Source organism: Actinoplanes sp. NPDC049668, from assembly GCF_044465445.1.
Lineage (GTDB): Bacteria > Actinomycetota > Actinomycetes > Mycobacteriales > Micromonosporaceae > Actinoplanes.
The window spans coordinates 167,460-191,244 of sequence record NZ_JBITLR010000011.1 but is presented as its reverse complement, the minus strand read 5'-3'; the positions used below and the strand labels follow the sequence as shown (position 1 = coordinate 191,244).

At 72.2% G+C, this 23,785-nt stretch carries 23 protein-coding genes; 16 read left to right on the top strand and 7 right to left on the bottom strand.

All coding sequences use genetic code 11. From position 1 onward, the window contains the following. Window positions 1–65: 65 nt before the first annotated feature. From ACIBSW_RS38340 to ACIBSW_RS38330, 3 genes are all read left to right on the top strand, one after another. Window positions 66–1,211: an acyl-CoA dehydrogenase family protein gene (locus ACIBSW_RS38340; protein WP_354721843.1), complete on the top strand. Its 1,146-nt coding sequence runs from the start codon at window positions 66–68 to the stop codon at window positions 1,209–1,211. An 81-nt stretch (window positions 1,212–1,292) separates the two neighbouring features. After that, window positions 1,293–1,844, top strand: a complete 552-nt coding sequence (locus ACIBSW_RS38335; protein ID WP_354721844.1) for a hypothetical protein — start codon at window positions 1,293–1,295, stop codon at window positions 1,842–1,844. A gap of 133 nt (window positions 1,845–1,977) precedes the next feature. After that, window positions 1,978–2,481 (top strand): hypothetical protein, encoded by a 504-nt coding sequence (locus ACIBSW_RS38330; protein WP_354721845.1) that lies wholly within the window; start codon window positions 1,978–1,980, stop codon window positions 2,479–2,481. Between the two features lie 3 nt (window positions 2,482–2,484). Here ACIBSW_RS38330 and ACIBSW_RS38325 read toward each other — a convergent pair whose 3' ends face one another. Next, the gene (locus ACIBSW_RS38325) at window positions 2,485–3,609 is read right to left on the bottom strand and encodes an AI-2E family transporter (RefSeq protein ID WP_354721846.1); all 1,125 of its coding nucleotides are present in this window, start codon (window positions 3,607–3,609) and stop codon (window positions 2,485–2,487) included. An 87-nt stretch (window positions 3,610–3,696) separates the two neighbouring features. After that, window positions 3,697–4,119 carry a hypothetical protein gene (locus ACIBSW_RS38320; protein ID WP_354721847.1) on the bottom strand — a complete coding sequence of 141 codons (423 nt, stop codon included), beginning with the start codon at window positions 4,117–4,119 and terminating at the stop codon, window positions 3,697–3,699. A 179-nt stretch (window positions 4,120–4,298) separates the two neighbouring features. Here ACIBSW_RS38320 and ACIBSW_RS38315 point away from each other — a divergent pair, with 179 nt between their 5' ends. Further along, on the top strand, window positions 4,299–6,080 hold the full coding sequence (locus ACIBSW_RS38315) for a sulfate permease (protein WP_354721848.1): 1,782 nt from the start codon (window positions 4,299–4,301) through the stop codon (window positions 6,078–6,080). Window positions 6,081–6,116: 36 nt separating this feature from the next. On the opposite strand, the gene ACIBSW_RS38310 is transcribed toward ACIBSW_RS38315, so the two are convergent. Further along, on the bottom strand, window positions 6,117–6,509 hold the full coding sequence (locus tag ACIBSW_RS38310; RefSeq protein WP_354721849.1) for a hypothetical protein: 393 nt from the start codon (window positions 6,507–6,509) through the stop codon (window positions 6,117–6,119). Window positions 6,510–6,660: 151 nt separating this feature from the next. Between ACIBSW_RS38310 and ACIBSW_RS38305 the strand changes: the two genes are divergently transcribed. From ACIBSW_RS38305 to ACIBSW_RS38295, 3 genes are all read left to right on the top strand, one after another. After that, window positions 6,661–7,296, top strand: coding sequence for a hypothetical protein (locus ACIBSW_RS38305; RefSeq protein WP_354721850.1), 636 nt, complete (start codon window positions 6,661–6,663; stop codon window positions 7,294–7,296). A 150-nt stretch (window positions 7,297–7,446) separates the two neighbouring features. Then, window positions 7,447–7,869, top strand: coding sequence for a hypothetical protein (locus ACIBSW_RS38300; protein ID WP_354721851.1), 423 nt, complete (start codon window positions 7,447–7,449; stop codon window positions 7,867–7,869). Between the two features lie 109 nt (window positions 7,870–7,978). Continuing rightward, window positions 7,979–9,283, top strand: a complete 1,305-nt coding sequence (locus tag ACIBSW_RS38295; protein ID WP_354725035.1) for a cation:proton antiporter — start codon at window positions 7,979–7,981, stop codon at window positions 9,281–9,283. A gap of 1 nt (window position 9,284) precedes the next feature. Here ACIBSW_RS38295 and ACIBSW_RS38290 read toward each other — a convergent pair whose 3' ends face one another. Then, window positions 9,285–10,472, bottom strand: a complete 1,188-nt coding sequence (locus ACIBSW_RS38290; RefSeq protein WP_354725037.1) for a hypothetical protein — start codon at window positions 10,470–10,472, stop codon at window positions 9,285–9,287. A 211-nt stretch (window positions 10,473–10,683) separates the two neighbouring features. Here ACIBSW_RS38290 and ACIBSW_RS38285 point away from each other — a divergent pair, with 211 nt between their 5' ends. The 4 genes from ACIBSW_RS38285 (at window position 10,684) to ACIBSW_RS38270 (ending at window position 15,943) form a co-directional block, all read left to right on the top strand. Next, entirely contained in the window at window positions 10,684–11,118 is a 435-nt protein-coding gene (locus ACIBSW_RS38285; protein ID WP_354725039.1) for a hypothetical protein, read from the top strand. 32 nt (window positions 11,119–11,150) lie between these two features. Then, a complete protein-coding gene (locus ACIBSW_RS38280) occupies window positions 11,151–11,699 on the top strand; it encodes a DUF2231 domain-containing protein (protein WP_354725041.1) in 549 nt (182 codons plus the stop codon). A 4-nt stretch (window positions 11,700–11,703) separates the two neighbouring features. After that, a complete protein-coding gene (locus tag ACIBSW_RS38275; RefSeq protein ID WP_354725043.1) occupies window positions 11,704–14,418 on the top strand; it encodes an MGH1-like glycoside hydrolase domain-containing protein in 2,715 nt (904 codons plus the stop codon). 73 nt (window positions 14,419–14,491) lie between these two features. Beyond that, window positions 14,492–15,943: an alpha-amylase family glycosyl hydrolase gene (locus tag ACIBSW_RS38270; RefSeq protein ID WP_354725045.1), complete on the top strand. Its 1,452-nt coding sequence runs from the start codon at window positions 14,492–14,494 to the stop codon at window positions 15,941–15,943. 22 nt (window positions 15,944–15,965) lie between these two features. Here the strand turns inward: ACIBSW_RS38270 and ACIBSW_RS38265 are convergent, their stop codons facing one another. Both ACIBSW_RS38265 and ACIBSW_RS38260 read right to left on the bottom strand, forming a co-directional pair. After that, window positions 15,966–17,381, bottom strand: coding sequence for an MFS transporter (locus ACIBSW_RS38265; protein WP_354725047.1), 1,416 nt, complete (start codon window positions 17,379–17,381; stop codon window positions 15,966–15,968). Between the two features lie 64 nt (window positions 17,382–17,445). Continuing rightward, entirely contained in the window at window positions 17,446–17,781 is a 336-nt protein-coding gene (locus ACIBSW_RS38260; RefSeq protein WP_354725049.1) for a carboxymuconolactone decarboxylase family protein, read from the bottom strand. A 150-nt stretch (window positions 17,782–17,931) separates the two neighbouring features. On the opposite strand from ACIBSW_RS38260, the gene ACIBSW_RS38255 reads away from it, so the two are divergent. Genes ACIBSW_RS38255 through ACIBSW_RS38245 form a run of 3 tightly spaced genes read left to right on the top strand, consistent with a single transcriptional unit; the run spans window position 17,932 to window position 19,758 of the window. Further along, complete coding sequence (locus ACIBSW_RS38255; protein ID WP_354725051.1) at window positions 17,932–18,987, top strand: AI-2E family transporter; 1,056 nt, start codon at window positions 17,932–17,934, stop codon at window positions 18,985–18,987. Window positions 18,988–19,037: 50 nt separating this feature from the next. Beyond that, on the top strand, window positions 19,038–19,457 hold the full coding sequence (locus ACIBSW_RS38250) for a hypothetical protein (protein WP_354725053.1): 420 nt from the start codon (window positions 19,038–19,040) through the stop codon (window positions 19,455–19,457). Between the two features lie 19 nt (window positions 19,458–19,476). Then, window positions 19,477–19,758: a hypothetical protein gene (locus ACIBSW_RS38245; protein ID WP_354725055.1), complete on the top strand. Its 282-nt coding sequence runs from the start codon at window positions 19,477–19,479 to the stop codon at window positions 19,756–19,758. Here the strand turns inward: ACIBSW_RS38245 and ACIBSW_RS38240 are convergent. Next, a complete protein-coding gene (locus ACIBSW_RS38240; protein ID WP_354725057.1) occupies window positions 19,755–21,800 on the bottom strand; it encodes a GDSL-type esterase/lipase family protein in 2,046 nt (681 codons plus the stop codon). The genes ACIBSW_RS38245 and ACIBSW_RS38240 overlap by 4 nt on opposite strands. 175 nt (window positions 21,801–21,975) lie before the next feature. Between ACIBSW_RS38240 and ACIBSW_RS38235 the strand changes: the two genes are divergently transcribed. Together ACIBSW_RS38235 and ACIBSW_RS38230 are read left to right on the top strand one after the other, a co-directional pair. Continuing rightward, entirely contained in the window at window positions 21,976–23,094 is a 1,119-nt protein-coding gene (locus tag ACIBSW_RS38235; protein ID WP_354725059.1) for a CinY protein, read from the top strand. Window positions 23,095–23,249: 155 nt separating this feature from the next. Further along, complete coding sequence (locus ACIBSW_RS38230) at window positions 23,250–23,639, top strand: SHOCT domain-containing protein (RefSeq protein WP_354725061.1); 390 nt, start codon at window positions 23,250–23,252, stop codon at window positions 23,637–23,639. Window positions 23,640–23,785: the final 146 nt, after the last annotated feature.

Sequence of the window (23,785 nt, the reverse complement as noted above, 5' to 3'; positions counted from 1 at the left end):
GCACAGCCGGGAAAAACAAGCAAGCATGCTTGTTTCTGCGGTGAGTCGTCGCTACCGTTCGGCGTATGCGGCTCAACGAGGACCACCGCGCCTTCTCCGACAGCGTCCGCCGGTTCGTCGACACCGAGATCAACCCGCATGTCGACGAGTGGGAGGCCGCCGGGCGGGCGCCCCTGCACGACGTGTTCCCCAAGGCCGCGGCCCTCGGCCTGCTCGGCCTGGAATACGACGCGGCCTACGGCGGCGAGGGCGCCGACCACAGCTTCCAGATGGTCGCCGCCGAGGAGTACGGCCGGATGCACGCGACCGGCATCGGGATGGCGCTGGGCGTGCAGGCGATGATGGCGACGCCGTCGCTGCACGAGTTCGGGTCGGCCGAGCTGAAGGAGCGCTACCTCGCGCCCGCCATCGCCGGCACCGCGGTCACCGCGATCGCCGTCACCGAGCCGGACATCGGCTCCGACGTCTCCCGGCTGAGCACCCGCGCCGTGCGCGACGGCGACGACTGGGTCATCACCGGCCGCAAGATCTTCATAACCAACGGCGCGCAGGCCGACTGGATCTGCCTGCTTGCGCGCACCTCGGACGAGGGCGGCCACCGCGGGATGTCGCAGATCGTGGTGCCGACCGGCCTGCCCGGCTTCAGCGTCGCGCGCACCTTCGAGAAGCTCGGCAACCGCTGCTCCGACACCGCCGAGCTGGTGCTGGACGGGGTGCGGGTGCCGGTCGCCAACACCATCGGCGAGGTGGGGCGCGGCTTCCAGCAGCAGATGCGCCAGTTCGTCACCGAGCGGATGTTCGCCGCGTACACCACCGTCGGCCAGTGCCAGTACGCCCTGGACCGCACCCGCCGGTACATCCACGACCGCACGGTCTTCGGCCGCCCGCTCGCCGACCGGCAGTACGTCGCCTTCCGCCTCACCGAGCTGCAGGCGGAGGTCGACCTGCTGCGCAGCCACAACCTGGTCACCTGCGAGGCGCTGATGGCCGGCGAGGACATCACCCGGATGGCGACGGTGGCCAAGCTCAAGGCGGGCCGGCTGATCCGCGAGGTCGCCGACCGGTGCCTGCAGTTCCACGGCGGCATGGGCTACCTCGAGGAGACCTGGACCGCCCGCATGCTGCGCGACACCCGGCTGACCTCGATCGGCGCGGGCGCCGACGAGGTGATGCTCCAGGTGCTCGCCCGCCTGGACGGCCTGCCCGCCTAGCCGGTAATCACTCTTTTAGGGCAAAACTGGGCAAAGTATGTGACCATTGGATCTCCGCATGCATATTTCAGGAGACCCGACATGTACTCCCGCCTCGTTGCCGTCCTCGCCGTCGCCCTCGCGGGCGTGCTCGTGCCCGCCACGGCGGCGTCCGCCTCGATCAGGTTCGACCCCGCCACGGGCACCGGCTACGTCGGCGGCGGCGACGTGCGCACGGCCTACCGCTGGACCGGCGCGATGCTGCGGGTGCGCGCGGCCGGCCTCACCTTCAGCCACAGCACGTCGATCGAGGACACCTACGACGTCTTCTGCGGCAGCACCGGGCAGGCGCCCGTCGAGGTGACCCACCTGCGGCAGAGCGCGCGGGTCGAGCTGGGCGTGTCCGTCGACTATGACGCGCCGTCCGGCTACGGCGCCGGCCGGCGGGGCGGGGTCGCCGGTTTCCGGCTCACCGGCGCGGTCAGCGGGATCTCGGGCACGACCGTCGGTCCGGCGGTCGGCGCGCCCTGCCCGGCGGCCCGGGCCGCCGCCGACACCATCAAGAAGGTACGGCTGAAGTCGACCGCCACGACCTCGGTGCTGGCCGCCTCCTATCAGGGCGTCGACCGCGACCTCCTGGTGAGACGTACTTAAAAGAGGATCTCGTCCGCCGGGGATGACGCGGCGCGGGCCGGCGCGTCCGAGACTGGGGCGAGCCCGGTCGGGTCGATGATGCCGGCCGCCCACCGCACCTCGGGCGTGGGCGAGACGAAGGCGAGGCGAGATCATGTCATGCACGGGTACCAGGGTGCGCCGGTCCGGCCTGCTCGCGGCCCTCGCGCTGGTGCTGGCGGCACCCGCCTGCGGTTCCGGCGACGACTCCGGCGACTCCGGCAACACCGCGACCCCGCAGGTAGTCACCGGCACGGTGCAGGCGGTACCCAAGCCGGACCCGTCGCAGGCGGCTCTCTGCGACGCCCGCGACCAGCTCGGGGCGTCGGTCGGGGCGCTGCGCGGGCTCGACCTGGCGACGGCGGGCGGGACCAAGCTGGCCGCCGCGGCGCAGCAGGTGCATCAAGACCTGGACGCCCTCGGCGCCGCCGCGCAGGCCGCGTACCAGCCGACGATCGCGGCGCTGCGCTCGGCGCTGACCTCCCTGGCGGGGACGGCGTCCGAGGTGAGCGACAGGGAGAGCCTCCGGGCCGCGATGCCCGAGCTGACCGCGCAGGTGGCGGCCGTCTCGGCGAGCTGGGCCGCGCTGAAGCAGCAGCTGGACAACCGCTGCGGCTGATGGTCAGCGGGAGTCTTCGGGCGATTCGTCCGGCGCCGGCTCGGGCGCGGGTTCGGGTTCGGGTTCGGGCGGCGGTGTGGAGCCGCCGCCGGAGAGCAGCACGTTGATCCACTGTGTCGACGGGTCGACGTCGACCAGCAGCCCCTTGGTCAGCAGGCTCAGCGGGATGGCCAGCAGCGCCCCGAGCGGTCCGAGCACCCAGGCCCAGAAGACCAGGGACAGGAAGGACACGGTCGAGGACAGCCCGACCGCGTCGCCCACGATCTTGGGCTGGATCACCGACTGGATGACGAAGTTGACGACGCAGTACAGGACGATGACCGCCATCATCTTCTCGACGCCGCCGTCCAGCAGCCCGAGCAGCGCCGGCGGCACCAGGCCGATGACGAAGCCGATGTTCGGGATGTAGTTGGTGATGAAGGCGAGCAGGCCCCACAGGACGGGCAGCGGGATGTCCAGCGCCCACAGCATCAGGGTGTCGATCACCGCGACGATCAGGCCGAACACCGTCGAGACCAGCAGGTAGCTGCGGGTGCCGTGGGCGAAGGAGCGCAGCGCGCCGACGACCTGCGGGCGCTGGTCGGCGGTCGAGTTCAGCCGGGCGGGGAAGCTGACCGCGTCCAGGCACATGAACAGCAGCACGGCGAGCAGGAACACCGCGTCCGACAGGACGTTCGTGATCCCGCCGAACACCCAGCCGACCAGGTCCGTGATCGCGGTCGGGTTGGCGCGCTCCAGCACGCTGGCGAGCTGGGCCTCGCTGATGCCGAGCCGGCCCAGCGCCGAGACCAGGTCGGCCTGCAGGTCCGCGAACTGTGCCTGGTAGGTCGGCAGCAGGTCGATCAGCTGCGCCACGGAGACGACCATGGCGGCGCCGAGCCCGAACAGCACCACGTACACGACGGTGACGGTGGCCAGCATGGCCACCCAGACCGGCGATCCGTGCCGGCGCAGCCACTCGCTGAGCGGGCTTACCGTGACGGTCAGCATCAGCGCCAGGAAGACCGGGGCGATCAGATGGGCCACGCCGCGCAGCCCGGCCACCGCGATCACGACCCCCGCGATGCCGAGCAGGACGATGACCCCGCGCGGCATGACGGCGGGCGGCTCGCCCGCGGGGCTGGTCACGCGGGGTACCGGGACACCGCACGGCTCACGGCCTGCCCCCTCTCGCACCGAGGGCCGGCCGCAGGGCCGGCCCCGACCTGTGTGAATTCAGTTCTTGAGCTCACGGCCGTGGACCGCGAGGGCGTAGATCACCAGGATGTCGACGGCGATCACGATGGTGGACCAGACCGGGTAGGCCGCCAGGAACAGCATGTTGGCGAACGCGCTGAGCACGGCGATCACGATGCCGGTCACCCGGGCCCAGGTCTGCCCGCTCAGGATGCCGACGCCGGCCGCGATGGCGACCAGGCCGATGAGCAGGTGCGTCCAGCCCCAGGCCGTGAAGTCCATGCTGAGGACCAGGCCGCCCGAGGTCGCCAGGTAGTACTCGTCGTTGAACAGGGCGACGAGTCCCTCGATCACCTGGAATCCGCCGAGCACCGTCAGCATGATGCCGCCGAAGATGACGAAGCCCACCCAGCCGGATGCCGTGGCGTCGGTACGTACGTTGGAAGGATTGGATGCGGTCATCTGCACTCCTCGTACGGTCCGCCTGCCGGACCTTGGTCGTATCCTGCTGCCGCGCCGCTCACCGCACGCCACCCCGGGCGAATGAACCGGCGCCCGGCGGCCGTTGTTCATTCGCCCGGAGTGAGGCCCGGCGCCGCCGTCTGTAGCTGACTGGGTGCACGCGAACCGTGGAGGGCAACGTGACGAACCGGGAACACGCCGTCGCTCCGGCCGCCGGGGACCCGCCGCAGGACGACGAACTTCCCCGGGGCGTCACCCGCTGGATACCCGGCCTCCAGGTCATCGCGAACTACCGGCCCGGCTGGCTGCCGCGCGACGCCGTCGCCGGCATCGTCCTGACGACCCTGCTGGTACCGCAGGGCATGGCGTACGCCGAGCTGGCCGGCCTGCCGCCGATCACCGGGCTGTACACGTCGATCTTCTGCCTGCTCGCCTACGCGGTCTTCGGCCCGTCCCGGATCCTGGTGCTCGGGCCCGACTCGTCGCTGGGCCCGATGATCGCCGCGGTGCTGCTGTCCGCCCTCGGCGCCGCCGCGGACCCGGCGCAGGCCGTCGCGCTCGCGTCCATGCTCGCGCTCATGGTCGGCGTGCTGCTGGTGGTCGCCGGCGTCGCCAAGCTGGGTTTCCTCGCCGACCTGCTGTCGCGGCCGACCCAGATCGGCTACATGAACGGCCTGGCCCTGACCATCCTGGTAGGACAGTTGCCCAAGCTGTTCGGCTTCTCGGTGGACGGCGACGGCCTGATCGAGGAGGCCGTCGGCTTCGCCAAGGGCGTCGCCGCCGGCGAGACGGTGCCCGCCGCGGTCTCGATCGGGCTGCTCGGGCTGGTCCTGATCGTAGTGCTGCAGCGCTGGCTGCCGAAGGTGCCCGGCGTTCTCATGGCGGTCGTGGCCGCGATCGTGGTCGCGCAGGTCTTCAACGTGGCCGACTACGGCGTCGGGCTGGTCGGCGCGCTGCCGCAGGGCTTCCCGCCGCTCACCGTGCCGACCATCTCGTGGTCCGACTTCAGCATCCTGCTCGGCGGGGCGTTCGGCATCGCCCTGGTCTCGCTGACCGACACGATCTCCACCTCCTCGGCCTTCGCCGCGCGCAGCGGCCAGGAGGTCCGCGGCGATCAGGAGATGGTGGGCATCGGCGCCGCCAACGTGGCGGCCTCCTTCTTCCAGGGCTTCCCGGTCAGCACGAGCGGGTCGCGGACCGCGGTCGCCGAGCAGTCCGGCTCCCGTTCGCAGGTCACCGGCGTGGTCGGCGCGGTCGCCATCGCGCTCATGCTGATCCTGGTGCCCGGCCTGCTGCGCAACCTGCCCCAGCCGATCCTGGCGGCGGTCGTGATCGCCGCCTCGATGTCGCTGGCCGACATCCCGGGCCTCACCCGGCTGTGGCGGCAGCGGCGGGTGGAGTTCAGCCTGTCGATCGCCGCGTTCCTCGGCGTGGCGCTGCTCGGCGTCCTGCCCGGCATCGGCATCGCGGTCGCCCTGTCGGTGCTCAACGTGTTCCGCCGGGCGTGGTGGCCCTACCAGGCGGTGCTGGGCCGGGCGGCCGGCGTCGCCGGCTACCACGATCTGCGGGACTACCCGGATGCCGAGCACCTTCCGGGCCTGGTGCTGTTCCGCTTCGACGCACCGCTGATCTTCGCGAACGTCCGGGTCTTCCGCGATCAGATCCGCCGGCTGGCAAGCTCGGACCCGCGGCCGAAGTGGATCGTGATCGCCACCGAACCGATCACCGACATCGACACCACCGCCGCCGACGTGCTGACCCAGCTCGACGAGGAGCTGAACGCCGACGGCGTCTCGCTGGTCTTCGCCGAGATGAAGACGCCGGTCCGCACCAAGATCGACCGTTACGGGCTGACCCGGACGATCGATCCGGAGCACTTCTTCCACACCATCGAGGACGCGATCGACGCGTACCGGGCGGAGACCGGTGTGGAGTGGACGGCCAGGCCGGGGCGGCGGTGAGCGGGGCGCTCACCGCCGTCGCACCGGCGCGCGGGTCTACTCCGCGGCGCCGCGGGTAGCGGGCTCCGGCAGCGTCGCCGGCTCCTCCGTGCCGGCGGCGGGCTGCGTGTATCCGGCCTCCTCCGCACGCCACGCGGCGATCACGCGCTGCACCGCCAGCGCGGCGACCGCGCCGACCGCGCATCCGGCCGCCGCGGCGAGCGCCAGCGCGCCGAACCCGCGCCGCGGCGGTGGCGCTCCACGTAGCACCGCCCAGGCGTCGCCGGTGCGGTGTGCGCCCTCGACGCCGGCGGCCGCGGCCCGCCGGCCGAGCCGTTCGCCGGCCGTGGTCAGGCCGTGTCCGGAATACCTGCCGGCCTCCAGCAGTGCGTCGAGCGCCCGGCCCGCGGCGACCATCGGCTCCAGCTCCTGAATTGCTCTCGACCTCACGTCAACCACCTCAAATGGCTAGGTTGCCCCCGAGCCTGTCCCGCGCGCGCGGCGCGGGCCTCACCCGCGCGGAGTGAGCCGCGGCGCACGCCGGCACCATCACCCGGCGCGGGTGATCCCCTGAGCCGGCGTTCAGCGAAGACTCGGCGACATGGCCCAGTCTCGTGTCACCGCGATATTCCTCACGCTGTCCTCGGCCGTGCTGCTCGCCGCCTGCGGCGACTCGGACACGCCGTCGAGCAACGGCTCAGCAGGCCCGGCGACGACGTCCGACGCGACCGTCGCCTGGGCCAACGGCGCGTGCACGGCGTCGACCGACCTGGACGCCGCGGTGCAGAGCGCGGGCGAGAAGATCCGGGCCGTCGACGCGTCGGGCTCCCCGGACGAGGTCCGTTCGCAGGTCAAGGACGCCGTGACGGAGGTGCAGGACGCGGCGGCGAACCTGGCCCGGGTGCTCGCCGGCAAGCCCGGCGGTGTCGTTCCGGAGACGGCGCAGGCGCAGGAGGATCTGCTGGTGGCGGGCACCGCGGCGCAGGGCGCGGTGGACAAGCTCGACTCGGCCTCCGACCAGGTCGAGGCCGCGAAGACGCCCGAGGAGCTCACCTCGAGCCTGGCCGGGCTCAAGACCGCGGCCGCCGAGGCGGCGACCGGCCTCGCGGCCTATCGCGAGGCGGTCCGCAACGTCATCGTCGGCAGCGCGGAGGCGGTCAAGTACGCGTTCGAGGCCGCGCCCGCATGTCAGAGCCTGATCGTCGCGGCCTCGGCCTCGGCCTCGCCGACCTCCTGATCCGACGCCACATCCATGGCTGTCGATCGATGGCCGCCGGTCCCGTTCACCCGCCGCGGATGACGCCTATCCGGGTCGCGGGCCTCACGCTCGGTGCTCAACGGCGGGGTCCACAAAGGTCCCACCGGTTCAGTCTGGGGAGGAATTGGGATGTCCGACCAAGCGCAGGCAAGAGCGCACGCGGAACCGACCGGCTGGGTGGGCTGGGTCGTCTTCAGCGGCATCATGATGGTCCTGCTCGGCTTCTTCCAGGGCCTCGTCGGCCTGGTCGCCCTGTTCAACGACACCTATTACCTGGTGACCCGTAGCGGCCTGGTGCTCTCCTTCGACTACACCGTCTGGGGCTGGATCCACCTGCTCCTCGGCATCGTCGCGCTGGGCGCGGGCTTCGGCGTGCTGGTCGGCCAGACGTGGGCGCGGGTGACCGGCATCGTGCTGGCCGTGCTGAGCGCGATCGCGAACATCGCGTTCCTCGCGGCGTACCCCATCTGGAGCACGATCATCATCGCCGTCGACGTCCTGGTCATCTACGCGCTGGCGGTGCACGGCCGCGAGGTGAAGCCCTACGAGTAAGCGGCGCCGGACGGCCTCCCGCCGGCCCCGGGGTGCCACCGCGGTCGCGCCGCGGCGGCACCCCGGGGCCGGCGACCGTCCGACCTCACGTTCGAAGTAGGGGGAGCGCATGGATGTCGCGGCCGTCGCGCTGGTCATGCTGTTCGTCTTCGGCTGGGCCCTGTTCGCGACGCGGCTGGGCCGCGCGGACCTGAGCGCTCCCATCGTCTTCGTCACCGTCGGGCTGCTGCTCTCGCAGGTGGTGCACGTGGTCGACGCGGACCTACCGCACGAGGCCATCAAGCTGCTCGCCGAGGTGACCCTGGTCTGGGTGCTGTTCGCCGACGCCTCCCGGGTCGGGCTCCGGGACCTGCGCGCCGACGCCGGGCTGTACACCCGACTGCTGGCGGTCGGGCTTCCGCTGACGATCGTGGCGGGCACGCTGCTGGCGGCGTGGTTCTTCGGCGACCTGGGCTTCTGGCTGGCGCTCGTGGTCGGCGCCGCGCTGGCGCCCACGGACGCGGCGCTGGGCGCCGCGGTGATGGCGGACCCCGCCGTGCCGGAACGAATCCGGCGGGTGCTGAACGTCGAGAGCGGGCTCAACGACGGCATCGCGACCCCGGTCGTGATGTTCGCGGTCGCGGGCGCGGCGGTCGCCGGGACCATCCATGGCGGCGGCGGCCTCGGCGGCGGCCTGGTCGACCTCGCGATCGGCCTCGCCGTCGGTGTCGGCCTCGGCGGGGCGGGCGGCCGGGCGATGCGGGTCGCGCGCCGGCGGGGCTGGATGTCGGAGGACTTCGCCGGGCCCGGCGTGCTGGCCCTGGCCCTGGCCGCCTACGCCGGCACCCTCTGGCTCGACGGCAACGGCTTCGTCGCCGCGTTCGTCGCCGGCCTGGCGTTCGGCAACTCCGCCGGCCGCGGCGGGGTCAAGGAGGTCTTCTACGTCGAGCAGACGGCCGGGTTCGTCTCGCTGCTGACGTGGCTGACCTTCGGCGCGGTCGCCGTACCGATCGTCATCGAGGAGATCGACTGGCGGGTGGCCGGCTACGCCGTCCTGAGCCTCACCGCGGTCCGGATGCTGCCGGTGGCGCTCGTCCTGATCGGCGCAAAGCTGTCGCGCCCGACCGTGGCGTTCGTCGGCTGGTTCGGGCCGCGCGGCCTCGCCTCGATCATCTTCGCGCTGATCGCCCTCGAGGAGCTGCACGGAGAGGCCGACCGGGTCGTGGCGATCATCGGGACGACAGTGCTCTTCAGCGTGTTCGCCCACGGCGTGAGCGCCAAGCCCCTCGCCGGCCGGTACGGCGCGAACGCCGGCGCCGGCGCCGCGCCGGCCGACGCTGCCCAGCTGCCGATCCGCGGACTGCTGCACCGACACCTGCCGCCGGCCGAGCCGGCCCGCCCGGCACCGGAGCCCGGCGACAGCCGGACCGACTGACTCACGCCCCCGCCGCGGCCTGGCAGCCGACGGATGACTCGCACCGCTCGGGGCCGCACGCCGCGTCCCGCTCGCCGTTGCGGCGCCCCTCGCACCGCAGGCCCGCCGCGGGCGGATCGGTGGGGGAGAAGCGGATCTCGTACACCGGCCGGAAGCGGTTCTCCAGCAGGGTGATCAGGCTGAGCAGCAGCACGAAGAACAGGGCCGCGGGCTCGTTGATATCGCCGCCGGCGCGGGTGACCAGCCAACCGGCCGCCCAGACCATCGCGCTGTTCATCAGCACCCGGAGGCAGAACGCCGGCAGCGCGCGCTCGACGCCCCGCCCCGACCGGGCCACCCAGAGGCTGACGGCGGCGTTGACCACGACGAACGCGGCGGTGCCGACGAAGAGCTGGAGGCTGGAGGCCGAGGTGCCGGGCAGGACCTGCGAGTAGATCACCCAGATCAGGCCGACGAGCACCACGCTCTCCAGCGTCCGGGCAGAGACGAGCCGGCCGTGCTCCGCCAGCCACCGGTTGCGGGCGGCCACGGTGACGGCCCCCGCGGGCAGCGGGTCCGCGGCGACGTGCCAGGACCAGTCCGGCGGCCGTTGCCGCGGCCGCACCGCGTACCAGTAGATCAGGCAGATCGCGGCGACGGCGACGACGATCGCCGGGCCGAACCACGGCACCTCGGCGATCATGTCGGTGACGTCGAGCTGCGCGATGTGGATCCACCACTCCTGCGGCAGCTTGACGAACACCCAGATCGCGGCCGCCGCGGTGATCCACGAGCGCAGCGAGACCCGCGCCGGGTTCCAGAACAGCCGGTACGCCTCGTACGCGATGAAGAAGTACTCGAACGTGTTCGGGAAGATCAGCAGCAGCGCCCGGGTGTCGGTCAGCTCGAACGCGACGACGCCGACGAGGCGGTAGAAGTAGAGGAACATGGCCACCCGTACGGCCGGCCGGCTCGTCCAGTTGCGCAGCGTCGCCAGGTAGGCGATCGCCAGGTAGTAGACGTCCATCGCCTTGTCGTAGCCCTGGTAGCCGGGCGGGTCGTACCCCATCGCCTGGAAGATGGTCTGGTCGACACCGTCCAGCACCAGCGCCGCGATGATCGCCGGCAGGGGATACCGGGGAATCAGCAGGGGTACGAAAAACCGTGCGCCCACCACCGCGACGAATACGACCATCGCCGTCGTGTTCATGAACGCCTCGATTCACCTCGGTGACACGCGTCTTTCCACCCCTGATCGGGCTGCTGCCAGCCTGCGGCAGGCCGCCCGGCCGGGCCTCACCCGACGGGGGTGAAGCCCGGGCCCGGGCGCCCGGCTCATTCCCGTCGGGTGATCCGCGGGGACGGCCGGCGGGGCAGCCTGAAAAGGCAGTCTTTTCGCGTACACCCAAAGGGGGCCAGTCATGGCGCACGCACACGATCCCGTCGCCGGGTACCGCGACGACCGGGTGACCGGATGGGTCGGCTGGGTGCTCTTCGCCGGCATCATCATGCTGACCGGTGGTTTCTTCAACGTGATGGGTGGCATCGTCGCGCTGGTCCGCGACGACTTCTACCTGGTGGGTTCGAGCGGGCTGGTGCTCAGCGTCGACTACACCGCCTGGGGCTGGTTCCTGCTGCTCTTCGGCGTGCTGCTGCTGTTCGCCGGCTACGGCGTCATGGTGGGCCAGACCTGGGCCCGGGTGACCGGCATCGTCCTGGCCGTCCTCAACGCGGTGATGCACATGGTCTTCATGCCCGCGTACCCGGTCTGGTCGATCATCGTCATCACCCTCGACGTCTTCATCATCTTCGCGCTCGCGGTGCACGGACGGGAGACCAAGCAGATCAACCCCTGACTCCGGTGGCACGCCGAGGACGGTGACACTGCATGCGCAGCCGGCTCCGGGTCGCTGACAACGCCGTACAACCACTACTGCTGATGTTCCCGTTCGGGCTGCTCGCGAACGCGGTCATCTTCGACGTGGCCACCATGCTCGGGGCGCCGCGGATGATCGCGACGCTGGCCTTCTGGAACATCGTCGCGGGTCTCGCCGGCGGCGTGCTGGCCATCTCGGCCGCGGCCGTCGACATCACGCCGGCCCGCCCGGGCCGGGCCGCCCGCGCCGGCACCATCGGCCTGCTGCTCGACCTCTGCGTGCTGATCGTCTTCGCGGTGATCGCGCTGATCCGGCTGCGCAGCCCCGACCGCGGCGCGGACGCGGGGCTGCTGCCGGTCGAGGTGCTCGGGCTCGCCGCCGCCGGGATCGGCACCTGGTTCGCCGGCCGGCTCGGCCCGCGGCGGCCGAGCGCCGCGGCCGCCCGGGGCGTACGCATACCGGGGCCCCGGCGCCCGGCCGATCCCCGGCGCCGGCCGGCGTCACGCGGCGTCTCATCCGGGTCGGGTGAGCCGTCGCGCGCGCGGCCGCTGCCACCATGAGGCCATGACGAATGCGGCGCCCGGGGCCGAGCAGAGCCGACTACGTGAAGCCGACAGCGACGCGGGTACCTGGCGCCGCTGGGGGCCATACCTCAGCGAACGCCAGTGGGGCACGGTCCGGGAGGACTACAGCGCCGGCGGGGACGCCTGGGACTACTTCGGACACGACCAGGCGCGCTCGCGGGCGTACCGGTGGGGCGAGGACGGCATCGCCGGGATCAGCGACGACGAGCAGCGGCTGTGCTTCGCCCTCGCGATGTGGAACGGCAACGACCCGATCCTCAAGGAGCGCTTCTTCGGCCTGACCAACGCCGAGGGGAACCACGGCGAGGACGTCAAGGAGCAGTACTTCTACCTGGACAGCACGCCGACCCACTCGTACATGAAGATGCTGTACAAGTATCCGCAGCGGGCGTACCCGTACGAGGATCTGCTCGCGACCAACCGGTCGCGCGGCCGCGGCGACTTCGAGTACGAGCTGCTCGACACGGGAATCTTCGACGAGGGCCGCTACTTCGACGTCTTCGTCGAGTACGCCAAGGCCGCCGAGGAGGACCTCCTGGTCCGGGTCACCGTGCACAACCGGGGCCCCGAACCGGCCACGCTGCGCCTGCTGCCGACCCTGTGGTTCCGCAACACCTGGTCCGGCGGCCCGGCGGACGGGCGGCCGGAGCTGCGCGCGGAGCCGGACGTGCCCGGCCTGTCCGTGGTGCGGGCCGACCACGAGACGCTCGGCCGCCGCTGGCTGCTCTGCCAGGGCGACCACGACCTGCTGTTCACCGAGAACGAGACCAACTCCGAGCGGTTGTTCGGCAGCCCGAACCCGACCCCGTACGTCAAGGACGGCATCGACCGGTTCGTGGTGCACGGCGAGGCCGCGGCGGTGAACCCGGCGCGCACCGGCACGAAGGTGGCCGCCGACGTGGTGCTGGAGCTGCCGCCCGGCGGCTCGGTGGCCGTCCGGCTCCGGCTCACCGACCAGGCACCCGCCGCCGGCGCCGCCGACTTCGACGAGCTCCTCGACCAGCGCCGCGCCGAGGCCGACGAGTTCTACGCCGGCCGGATCGCGCCCGGGCTGGCCGAGCCCGAGCGGCTCGTGGTCCGCCAGGCCCTGGCCGGGATGCTGTGGAGCAAGCAGTACTTCGGCTACGACGTCGAGCAGTGGCTCGCCGAGCACGGCCTCGACCCGCTGGACGCCCAGGGCGTCCGCAACGGCGAATGGTTCCACCTGGACAGCCACGACATCATCTCGATGCCGGACACCTGGGAGTACCCGTGGTTCGCCGCCTGGGACCTGGCGTTCCACGCGGTCACCCTCGGCATGGTCGACACGGCGTTCGCCAAGGGGCAGCTGGACCTGCTGCTGAGCCGGCGGTTCCTGCATCCCAACGGACAGATCCCGGCGTACGAGTGGAACTTCAGCGACGTCAACCCGCCGGTGCACGCCTGGGCCACGTACCTGCTCTACGAGCTGGAGAAGTCCCGGACCGGCAAGGGCGACCAGGCCTGGCTGGCGAACGCGTTCCACAAGCTGTCCAAGAACTTCACCTGGTGGCTGAACCGCAAGGACGTCGACGGCCGCAACGTCTTCCAGGGCGGCTTCCTCGGCCTGGACAACATCGGCGTCTTCGACCGCAGCGCCCCGCTGCCGACCGGCGGCCACCTGGATCAGGCCGACGGCACCGCCTGGATGGCGCTGTACTGCCAGAACATGGTGCAGATCGCGGTGGAGCTGGCCGAACAGGACCCGGTCTACATCGAGCAGGCGCAGACCTTCATCGAGCACTTCGCCTGGATCGCGGTGGCGGTCAACCGCTCGGCCGGCAAGGCCGAGACGATGTGGGACGACCAGGACGGGTTCTTCTACGACCTGCTGCGCCTGCCCGACGGGAGCGCCACCCGGATGAAGGTGCGTTCGCTGGTCGGCCTGCTGCCGCTGGCGGCCGCGACGGTGGTCGGGCCCGAGGTGATCGCCCGCCACCCGCAGCTGCTCGAGCAGACCCGCGACTTCATCGCCCGCCACCCCAGCGTCGGCTCGGTGCTGTCCGGCGGGCGGTACGCCGGCGAACGTGGCCACTTCCTGCTGGCCCTCTTCGACGAGGAGCGGCTGCGCCGGATCCTGTCGCGGATGCTCGACCAGGACGAGTTCCTCAGCCCGTACGGCATCCGCTCGCTGTCGCGCTCGCACGCCGAGCAGCCGTTCGAGCTGCGGGTCAACGGCGATGTCTACCGGGTGCCGTACCTGCCGGCGGAGTCCGACAGCGGCATGTTCGGCGGGAACTCCAACTGGCGCGGTCCCGTCTGGTTCCCGATGAACGCCCTGCTCATCCGGGCCCTGCTCAACCTGCACGTGTGCTACGGGGAGGAGTTCACCGTCGAGTGCCCCACCGGGTCCGGCGTCCGGATGACGCTGTTCGAGGTGGCCAGGGAGATCTCCGAACGGCTCACCCGGATCTTCCTGCCGGGCCAGGACGGGCGCCGGCCCTGCTACGGCGGTAACCACGTCTTCGCCGACGACGAGCACTGGCGCGACCTGCTGACGTTCTCCGAGTACTTCCACGGCGACAACGGCGCCGGGCTCGGCGCCAGCCACCAGACCGGCTGGACCGGCCTGGTCGCGGTCTTCCCCAACCTGTTCGCCAACATCACCAGCCGGGACCTGCTCGAGCGCGGCCTCGTCGGCGGCTTCCGCCCCCTGCCCGGTACGGTGGAGCGATGAGCGAGCCGGCGAGCGAATCATCAGCTCAGTGCCGAGCTCTTGGCATCGCCGGAGCGCCAGCGGAGGCGATGTCATGAGCGGCTGGCCGTCCGCACCCGTCGTCTACGAGGTCGACACGTGGCCGTGGCTCGGCGCCTCGGCGACGCTCGCCGACGTGCCCGCCGCGGTGTGGGACGAGCTGGCGAGCCACGGCGCGGACGCGGTGTGGCTGATGGGGGTGTGGGAGCGCAGCCCCGCCGGCCTCGACATCGCCCGCCGCGACGAGGGGCTGACGCGGGCGTTCCGCGCCGCGCTGCCGGACCTGGCCCCCGAGGACGTCGCCGGCTCGCCGTACTGCGTGCGGCGCTACGTCGTCGACGCGCGCCTCGGCGGACCGGCGGGCCTGGCCGTGGCCCGCGCGGAGCTGGCCCGGCGCGGGCTGCGGCTGATCCTCGACTACGTGCCCAACCACGTCGCGCCCGATCACCCGGCCGTGACGGCGCACCCGGAGTGGTTCATCACCGGCACGGCGGGCGACCTGGCGGACGCGCCGCAGGCCTGGTTCGACGCCGGCGGCCGGGCGGTGGCCCGCGGCCGGGACCCGTTCTTCCCGCCGTGGCCCGACGTGGTGCAGCTCAACGCGTTCGACCCCGGGCTGCGCGAGGCCACCGTCGACGTGCTCGGCGCCATCCTGGACCAGTGCGACGGTGTCCGGTGCGACATGGCGATGCTGATGACCAACGAGGTGTTCGGCCGGACCTGGGGCGAGCGGGCCGGGCCGGCGCCCGCCGAGGAGTTCTGGCCCCTGGTCATCGACCGGGTCCGGCAACGGCACCCGGACGCCGTGCTCATCGCCGAGGCGTACTGGGACATGGAGTGGACGCTGCAGCAGCAGGGCTTCGACTTCTGCTACGACAAGCGCCTCTACGACCGGCTCGCGCACGAGGACGCGGACGCGGTGCGCAAGCACCTGGGCGCGGGGACGGACTACCAGCGCCGGCTGGTCCGGTTCATCGAGAACCACGACGAGCCGCGCGCCGCCGCGGTGCTGCCCGGCGGCCGGGACCGGGCCGCCGCCGTGGCCGTCGCCACCCTGCCCGGCGCGACGCTCTGGCACGACGGCCAGTTCGACGGGCGGCGGGTGCACCTGCCGGTGTTCCTGTCCCGGCGCCCCGACGAGCCGGCCGACGAGGAGCTCGCGGCGTTCTACCGCCGGCTGGTCGGCGCCGCCGGGGAGGTCCGGCGCGGCGACTGGCGGCTGCTGGACTGCCAGGGATGGCCGGACAACCCCACGCACCAGGACCTGCTGGCGTGGGCCTGGCACGACGAGTTGCCGCGCCACCTCGTGGTCGTGAACCTGTCCGCCGGCCCCGCGCAGGCCCGGGTGGCGCTGCCCTGGCCGGGCCTGCGCGGTGCGCGGTGGCGGCTGGCCGACCTGCTGGCCGACCTCGCCTACGACCGGGACGGCGACGACCTCGCCGACGCGGGCCTCTTCGTCGATCTGCCGCCGTGGGGCTGCCACGTGCTCCGGGTGGAACCGGCCTGACCCCGTGGCCCGCCCGCCCCGCCTACTGGCGCGGGACGGGCGCCGGGGCGGGTGGCGTCGAGGGCAGCCGCGCCGCGGCCAGCAGCCCGATGAGGCTGATGCCCCCAAGCGTGATCATCGCGAGCGCATACGCGTGCCCCGGCCTGTCCGTCACCCCGGCGACGAGGATGGTGCCGGCGATCGCGGCACCCATGGACGAGCCGAGATTGGACACGCTGCGCGACAGCCCGGAGATCTCGCCCTGCAGGTCCTCGCCGAAGCTGGACTGCACGATGTTCACCGACGGTGTCAGCATGGCGCCGACGCCGAGACCGATCATGAAGAGCCCGGGCCCGAAGGCCCAGACGCGGCTCTCGATGTCGACCATGGCGAGGAACACGACGATGCCGGCGATCGTGATCACGAAGCCCGCCAGCACGAGGGTCCGCTGCGCCCGGCGCTTCGCCATGATCTCGGCCGTCAGCGACGACAACAGCAGGCCGACCGTCGCCGCCGTGAAGATCACGCCGGTCTCGATGGCGTTGTAGCCGCGCACCACCTGCAGGTACGCCGAGACGACGAACGAGACACCCATCAGCACCAGCCACTGGATGTTCTGCGTGATCATGCCGAGGTTGGAGGTGCGGTTGTGGAACAGGGCCGTCGACAGCAGCGCCTCCCGACCCGCGCGTTCCTTGGCGCGTACCGAAAGGAAGAACCACACCAGGAAGAGGATGCCGGCGGAGATCAGGCCGAGCATCAGCCAGATGTTGTTGTCCGTCGCCAGGATGCCCATGACGATGAGGATGAGCCCCACGGCCGACAGCACCGCGCCGCCGGTGTCGAACGGGCGCGTCGGATCCGCCGGGAGCGGGTCCTCGACCCACCGCCGGCCCAGCACGATGATCACCACGATGACCAGGGCCTGGAAGACGAAGGCGGCCCGCCAGCTGATCGCCGAAGTGATGAGGCCTCCGATCAACGGCCCCGCGGCCGCGCCGACGCCACCCGCCGCGCTGATCGCGCCGAACGCGCGGGCACGCGAGGCGACAGTCGTGAACAGCAGCGTGGTGAGGATGTAGACCGGCGGGATCAGCAGAGCCGTGCCGATGCCCTCGAGGATCGAGTTGCCGATGATGAGCACCGGCAGGCCGGGCGCGACCGCGCTGAGCAGGGCGCCGACGCCGTATACGGCGAGGCCGACGTTCAGGCAACGCTTGCGGCCGTACCGGTCGGTCAGCTTGCCGCCGGGGATCATCAGCGCGGCCATCACCAGCAGGAAGATCGTGATGGCCAGCTGCACGCCCTGCACCGTCGTGTCCAGGTCCTCGCTGATGTCGTTGATCATCACGTTCATGTTGGAGCCGGCGAAGCTGCAGATGAACTGGGCGAGGGCCAGCGGGATGAGGACACGTCGCAGCGCGCTCGACGGCCCTTGCGTCGAGGCTTGTGAAGTCATGCGGCCTGCTTCCAATCGGGCTTCATCCGTTGCGGATGATCCGGTACGGGTGACGGGTGGGGTTCTACAACCGCCGGGCCGTGGCGAGCGCGCTGAGCGCCTTCTCCGCGCCCGAGAACGCCCGCGCGCTGCCCACCAGCGGCGCGAGCGCGATCAGCACGCCGCGCACCTCGTCGGCGGTGATGCCGAGCTCGTCCGCGACGGTCAGGTTCACCACGTAGGACGAGGCCGGGGCGTCGACCGCCACCAGCGCCGCGATCCGCACCAGCAGGTACGTCCGGTCGTCGAGGCCGGACTGCGCCTGCACGTCGCTGTGCATCCGCATCAGCGTCTCCGCGAGCGGCGCCTCGCCGGGCAGCACCGATTCCAGTAACGCGGCGACTGCTTCGTCCACAGACATGGTCGGGTCTCCGTCCGTCGGGTTGCGAGCGTTGCGCCCGAGTCTTCGCGGATGCGCACCCGCCTGCCTCATCCGCGTGGGAGGAAAGGGCGGCGCGCCGTCCGCCGCGAGTGATGCGGCGCCGCGACGGACCCGCCGACACTCGCACCCATGAGCGTGCCGCGGAGCGACCTCGTCCCACGTTGGCTCGCCCGGCTCGGCTGGTCCGGCTGGCTGGTCGCGGGCGCGGTGCTCGGCGTCGCCGCGTTCATCGTGGTGGTCGCCGTCGTGCTGCCGTACCTGACGCCGGTGATCTTCGCGGTGATCCTCGCGGCGGTGCTCCAGCCGTGGGTCGGCTGGATGCGCCGGCGCCGGGTCCCGCTCGCCGCGGCCGCCGCGATCGCGGTCACCGCCGTTCCGGTGGTGGTCGGCCTGCTGATCGTCGTGGTCGTGATCGGACTGCGTGGCCAGAGCGAGGTGTGGGCGCAGACCATGGAGTCGGCCTCGGACCGGCTGACCTCGGCCACCGGCGCCGATCCGCTGACCCCGGTCGTCGATCCGGCGCGGCGGCAGGAGATCCTGCTCGGGCTCGCCGGCTCCGCGTTCACCGGCGCGGTGGCGGTCATCGCGCTGATCTTCGTCGCGCTGGTCGCCCTCTACATCCTGTTCTTCCTGCTCATCGACGGGCAGCGGTTCGGCGCGGCGATCGAGCGGCACGCCGCGCCGCCGGCCGCGACGGTGCGGGTGATGCTCGCGGACGCCGCGGACGGGCTGCGCCGCTACATGGTCGGCACGACGTTCGTCGCGACCATGAACGCCGTGGTGATCGGGCTCGGCGCGGTCGTGCTGCGGCTGCCGCTGGTGTTCGTCATCGCGCTGGTCACGTTCGCCATGGCCTACGTGCCGTACCTGGGCGCCTGGCTGTCCGGGATCTTCACGGTGCTGGTGGCGCTCGGCGCGGGCGGGGTGGGCGACGGGCTGTGGATGCTCGCGATCGTGCTGGTGACCCAGATCCTGCTCGAGGGGCTGGCGCGCCCGCTGGCCTTCGGCGCGGCGCTGGACATGCATCCGCTGGCGGTCCTCGCGGTCACGGTGGCCGGCGGGATCCTCGGCGGCATCCTCGGCGTCTTCATCGCGGTGCCGCTCGCCGCGATCGCCCTGTCCTGGCGAAGGACGCTGCGGTCGCCCGAGGCCCTTCATTCGGACGGGATGATGCCCGGTACCTGACCCGGTGCGACGATCCGGGCGACGGCAGCCCCGACGGGGGAGGGAACGGGATGGTCGCGAACAAGAGCACGGCGTGGGCCGGCATGGTGGTCTTCGCCGCCACCATGATGTTGATCATGAGTCTGCTCAACATCATCGAGGGGCTCCTGGTGTTGTTCAACGACGACCAGCTCGTGCTGGTCCGGGAGAAGCTCGTCCTGGTCGACCTCACCACCTGGGGCTGGACGCTGCTGCTGTTCGGCCTCGTCCTGTTCGTGGTCGGCGTCGGCCTGCTGGCGACGCAGACCTGGGCGCGGATCGCGGCGATCATCGTGGTCGGCCTGCACGCCGTGTGGCAGGTCGCCTCGCTCGGCGCGTACCCGCTCTGGTCGCTGCTGATGCTCGCGATCGACACCTTCGTGATCTTCGCGCTCACCGCACGGTGGTCGAGCGTGCGGCCGGAGCCGGAAAGGCTCATCGACCAGCCATAGCCCCAGGACGGGAGTTCGGATGGGTTGCCTGTTCGCCATCTTCGCGGCGGTGTTCCCGCGGTTGGCCCTGTTCATCATCTGGCTGGTCCGGCCCGGCTTCGTCGACGCCGCGTTCGACACCTGGATCTGGCCGCTGGTCGGCCTCCTCTTCCTGCCGTTCGCCACCCTGCTCTACGTCATCTTCTACACGCCGGGTGTCGGCCTGGTCGGCTGGGAATGGTTCTGGGTGGTCATCGCCGGGCTGTTCGACCTGGCCCACCTCGCCGCGGGCCTCTTCCAGCAGCGGGCCCGCGCCCGCTAACCCGGGCGACCGTCCCGGCGGGCCCAGGCGCGGCGGGACCGGGCGAACAGCGCGACCGCGACACACCACGCGCCGGCGGCGGCGAGCACGGCGAACCCGCCGTAGCTCAGCAGCGTCCAGCCGACCTGCCGGTAGGCCCACCGCTGGCCCTGCGGGCGGCAGCCCTGCCCGGTGGCGTCGAACAGGCCGCACGGCGGCGCCTGCCGCGCCGCCGTCGCCCGCGCCTGGTCCCGGGTGGTCCGCTGCCGGTCGGTCACCGCGTCCGCGTAACGGTCCCGCGCGGGCACGCCGACGGGCTCCCGCGCGGCGATGGTCGCCCGCTCGGTCGCCCACCAGGTCTGGAACACCCGCAGCATCGCGGCGTGCCCGCGCTCGTTGGGGTGCAGGCTGCTGTGCGTCCAGTTGGCCGGGTTGAAGCGCTGCTCGGCGATGCCGCGCACGGAGCGCAGGCCGATGAAGTTGATGCCGGGCCGACCGTCGTTGAGCGGGTCGCACAGCTGCAGGTGCGCCCTGGCCAGCGCGTTCTGCATGCCCGCCAGGTAGTGGAAGCCGAACTCCTCGGCGGTCTGCCGGATCACCTGGTTCAGGCCGCCGGTCAGGAACTCGTGCACGAACCGCTGCTCCGCGCGGGAGAGCGCCACCTGCCGGCAGCCGTCCTCGCGGATGCTGATCGGGTCCGGGTACGGGACGACCACCACCGGCACGTCCGGGAACGCCGCGTCGACCTCGAGGTAGGTCGCGCGCAGCTGCCGGCGCACCTGGTCCAGCGAGTCGCGGAACAGCCCGGCCCGGCCGGCGCAGTCGCCCGGCGCGACGCACATCACGCCGATGGTCGAGAAGCCCGCGTCGTTGCCGCCGACGCTGAGCACCACGATCCGCGGCCGGAACGTCCCGCGGATCTTCTGGTACGCGTCGAGCTGGGTGCGCGCCTCGCCCCGCTGCGGGCCCGGCACCGGCATCCCCATCCGGGCCTGCGCCGTGCCGGCGACGGGATGCTCGCTGAGCACGTTGGCGGTGCGGGCTCCGGAGCAGGCGAGGAACGCCAGCCCGTCGAAGTTCGCCTCGTCCTGCGCGGCCATCGCCGCCCAGGCGGTCGGCGAACGCCGGCACTGGTTGCCGCCGCCGTCGTCGGTGCCCTCGAAGTAGATCGAGGCACCCTCGCCGGACATGTACGAGTCGCCGAGCGCGACCAGCACCCCGGTGCCGCCGCGCGGGTCGAGCTGCCCGTGCTCGGACGCCTGCAGCGGGGTCACGCCCATCAGCGCGACGACGGCCATCACGGCGACGATGTCGGCCTGGGTGGTCGACACGAGGGCGACGACGAGCAGCCCGAGCACCGCCATGACGGCGATCAGCCACCGCGAGTTCCACAGGCCGGCCGCGGCGGCGGTGACCGCGACGAAGACCGCGCCGCCGGTCACGCCGAGGCCGAGCAGCCGGGCCCGGGCCTGCTGCCGGCGGCAGAGCCGGCGGATGACCTGCTCGGACCAGATGGCCAGGCCGACCGGGAGCAGCACCAGCACGGCGAGGACCACGAGCAGGGCACCGGGTACGACCTGACCGGCGGGGCCGAGCAGGGCCGCGCCGCCGAACGCGAGCACGACGCCCGCAACGGTGAGCGGAAGGCCCCAGCGCATCGGGTGTATCTCGGCGAACCGCCGGCCGCCCCGCAGGCGCAGCAGGTGCACCGACTCGCTCTGCCGGACCTGCGCGATCGCGGAGCCGGCGACGAAGTACGCCAGCAGCACCCCGATGACGGCGAACGAGCCCTGTTCGAGCGCGTGGTACAGGACCACCAGGACGACGGCGGCGGCCAGCAGGAGCTCGCCGAACCAGCGTGGGATCACCCACTGCCGTCCGTCGAGGCTGTCGGCGTACTGCCCGCGCAGCCAGATCGTCGCGGCGGCGATGAAGGCGGTGAAGAGCACCTGGACGGTCAGCGAGGTCGCGCCGGAGCGGGCGAAGTAGAGCAGGACGGCCAGCGCGGCGGCGAACACCAGGGTCCGGCGGATCGATCCGGCCGGGTCGAGCGTGGCTGTCATGTCGGGACCTCGCTTTCCCGTTACCGACGACGGTCCCACCGCGGTGCGCCGCCGGGGACCGCTTTGCGCCAAGCGCCCTGTCCGGAACGCGACCGACGGGGGTTCATCCCGCCGGGGTGAACCGTTTCCGAGTGCGGCCGGAGAGCCTGAGGGGAGCCGCGATCGGAGGTGCTCGATGCGGGGAGGGTCCGGCCGGGCACTGCTCGCGGCCCTGGCCCTGGCCCTGGCCGGCTCCATCGTCTCGGTCCCGGCTCCGGCGGCGGGCTTCGGCACGATCGACGGCGGGGGACAGCGGCGCGAGCACGAGCGGATAACCCGCGCCGCGGTGGCCTGCCCGGCCGGCACCGGCTCGGACGGCGACTGCTTCGAGCCGCGGTCGGTGGCGCAGCTCGCGGGGCACGGCAACAGGTTCGGCGCCGTCGGTGCCCCCGACCGCACGGAGGTGTCCGTGCCCGCCGCGCACTGCGACGACGCCGACTTCCTCGCCGGCGACTACCCGCGCACCCGCGATCAGGCCACGGCCGTGCTCCGCGCCTGCGTCGACCACCTGCGCCGCCGCTTCCGGGAGGCGGTCGGCGCCGCGGCGGGGCTGCTCGACGGCGAGGGCCGGCTGGCGCCCGCCGCCGTGGACCTCGGCACCGACTGCGTGCTCGACTCGGCGGCCGAGCAGCGGGCGAAGTGCCGGTCGCTGGAGAGCTTCGGCCGGGCCCTGCACGGCGCCCAGGACTTCTACGCGCACAGCAACTGGGCCGACACGGCGGACCCGGCCCGCCCGACCGGCCCGGACAACCCGCCGGGCCTGAACCTGCCGGCGCCGAGCCCGCTCCTCGACCTGCGCGGCGGCGGCGCCCGGGCGGTGCCGCGCGACCTGACGACCGGGTGTTTCGGGGTGTGCGAACGGCGGGTCACCCACGCCACGCTCAACAAGGACAACGGGCTGGTCGATCCCGGCAGCGGCGCCGCGACGGATCCGACGACGCCCCGGGGGCGGGTGGGTGACAACTTCGCCAAGGCCGTGACCGGCGCCGTCGTCGAGACCCGGCACCAGTGGCAGGAGCTCCAGGTCGCGCTGGCCGACGAGTACGGCGCGGAGAAGGCGGCGCTGATGGCGTGCGCACTCACCCACGACGATCCCGCCGGGGGCTGCCGCGATCCGGAACCGGTGGTGCGCGATCCGCTGGCGCGCGGTACCGGCCGTGCCGGCCCGGTGGCCGCCCTGGCCGTGCCGGGCGCGCTCCTCGGCGTCGTGCTCCTGCTGCTGCTCCTGCGCCGCCGGAGGCATCGACGGGGCTGACGCCCCGGCCCGCTTTCATCCGTTCCGGATGACGGCCGGGGTGTGCGCTGCGTGTTCTGCTGTCTACGGGCTGAGGAAGCTTCGCACCACGGCCCTGGCCAGCCGCAGCACCGCGATGAGTGCCATCGGGCCCATACGAGTCAAAGGGGTTTCACGTGAGTTTCGGCGAGTTTCTCTGGAGCCTACTGATCTTCTACTTCATCTTCTTCTACTTCCTGATCCTGTTCCGGATCCTGACGGATCTGTTCGGCGACCGCGACACCAGCGGCTGGATCAAGACCGTGTGGATCCTCGCCCTGCTCTTCCTGCCGTTCCTCACGATGATCGTGTACCTGATCGCCCGGGGTAAGAGCATGGCCGAGCGCACGATCGCCCGGCACGAGGCCCGGGCCGCGGACGAGCAGGCGTACATCCGCCGCGTCGCCGGGGCCAACGGCAGTGTCGGCGATCCGGCGGCACAGATCGCCAAGGGCCAGGAGCTGCTCCAGTCCGGCGCGATCACCCAGCAGGAGTTCGACTCCCTCAAGGCCAAGGCGCTCGCCTGACGGTTGCCAGGGCCTGATCCGCACAGTCGTGGGGCCCCCCCCCGGGGGGGCCCCCCCCCCCGGGGGGGGGGGGGGGGGCGCCGGCCCCCGCCACCCCCCCGCCCGCCCCCGGGGCCCGGGTGGGGGGCCAACCCGCCCGGGGGTAG

What these genes read in the sequence shown, in the direction of transcription:
- ACIBSW_RS38245 (WP_354725055.1), top strand. Translation starts at nt 19,477, where the DNA reads ATGGGTTGCCTGTTCGCCATCTTCGCGGCGGTGTTCCCGCGGTTGGCC.
- ACIBSW_RS38300 (WP_354721851.1), top strand. Translation starts at nt 7,447, where the DNA reads ATGTCCGACCAAGCGCAGGCAAGAGCGCACGCGGAACCGACCGGCTGG.
- ACIBSW_RS38280 (WP_354725041.1), top strand. Translation starts at nt 11,151, where the DNA reads ATGCGCAGCCGGCTCCGGGTCGCTGACAACGCCGTACAACCACTACTG.
- ACIBSW_RS38285 (WP_354725039.1), top strand. Translation starts at nt 10,684, where the DNA reads ATGGCGCACGCACACGATCCCGTCGCCGGGTACCGCGACGACCGGGTG.
- ACIBSW_RS38250 (WP_354725053.1), top strand. Translation starts at nt 19,038, where the DNA reads ATGGTCGCGAACAAGAGCACGGCGTGGGCCGGCATGGTGGTCTTCGCC.
- ACIBSW_RS38255 (WP_354725051.1), top strand. Translation starts at nt 17,932, where the DNA reads ATGAGCGTGCCGCGGAGCGACCTCGTCCCACGTTGGCTCGCCCGGCTC.
- ACIBSW_RS38275 (WP_354725043.1), top strand. Translation starts at nt 11,704, where the DNA reads ATGACGAATGCGGCGCCCGGGGCCGAGCAGAGCCGACTACGTGAAGCC.
- ACIBSW_RS38320 (WP_354721847.1), bottom strand. Translation starts at nt 4,119, where the DNA reads ATGACCGCATCCAATCCTTCCAACGTACGTACCGACGCCACGGCATCC.
- ACIBSW_RS38335 (WP_354721844.1), top strand. Translation starts at nt 1,293, where the DNA reads ATGTACTCCCGCCTCGTTGCCGTCCTCGCCGTCGCCCTCGCGGGCGTG.
- ACIBSW_RS38290 (WP_354725037.1), bottom strand. Translation starts at nt 10,472, where the DNA reads ATGAACACGACGGCGATGGTCGTATTCGTCGCGGTGGTGGGCGCACGG.
- ACIBSW_RS38270 (WP_354725045.1), top strand. Translation starts at nt 14,492, where the DNA reads ATGAGCGGCTGGCCGTCCGCACCCGTCGTCTACGAGGTCGACACGTGG.
- ACIBSW_RS38295 (WP_354725035.1), top strand. Translation starts at nt 7,979, where the DNA reads ATGGATGTCGCGGCCGTCGCGCTGGTCATGCTGTTCGTCTTCGGCTGG.
- ACIBSW_RS38305 (WP_354721850.1), top strand. Translation starts at nt 6,661, where the DNA reads ATGGCCCAGTCTCGTGTCACCGCGATATTCCTCACGCTGTCCTCGGCC.
- ACIBSW_RS38240 (WP_354725057.1), bottom strand. Translation starts at nt 21,800, where the DNA reads ATGACAGCCACGCTCGACCCGGCCGGATCGATCCGCCGGACCCTGGTG.
- ACIBSW_RS38260 (WP_354725049.1), bottom strand. Translation starts at nt 17,781, where the DNA reads ATGTCTGTGGACGAAGCAGTCGCCGCGTTACTGGAATCGGTGCTGCCC.
- ACIBSW_RS38235 (WP_354725059.1), top strand. Translation starts at nt 21,976, where the DNA reads ATGCGGGGAGGGTCCGGCCGGGCACTGCTCGCGGCCCTGGCCCTGGCC.
- ACIBSW_RS38265 (WP_354725047.1), bottom strand. Translation starts at nt 17,381, where the DNA reads ATGACTTCACAAGCCTCGACGCAAGGGCCGTCGAGCGCGCTGCGACGT.
- ACIBSW_RS38340 (WP_354721843.1), top strand. Translation starts at nt 66, where the DNA reads ATGCGGCTCAACGAGGACCACCGCGCCTTCTCCGACAGCGTCCGCCGG.
- ACIBSW_RS38330 (WP_354721845.1), top strand. Translation starts at nt 1,978, where the DNA reads ATGTCATGCACGGGTACCAGGGTGCGCCGGTCCGGCCTGCTCGCGGCC.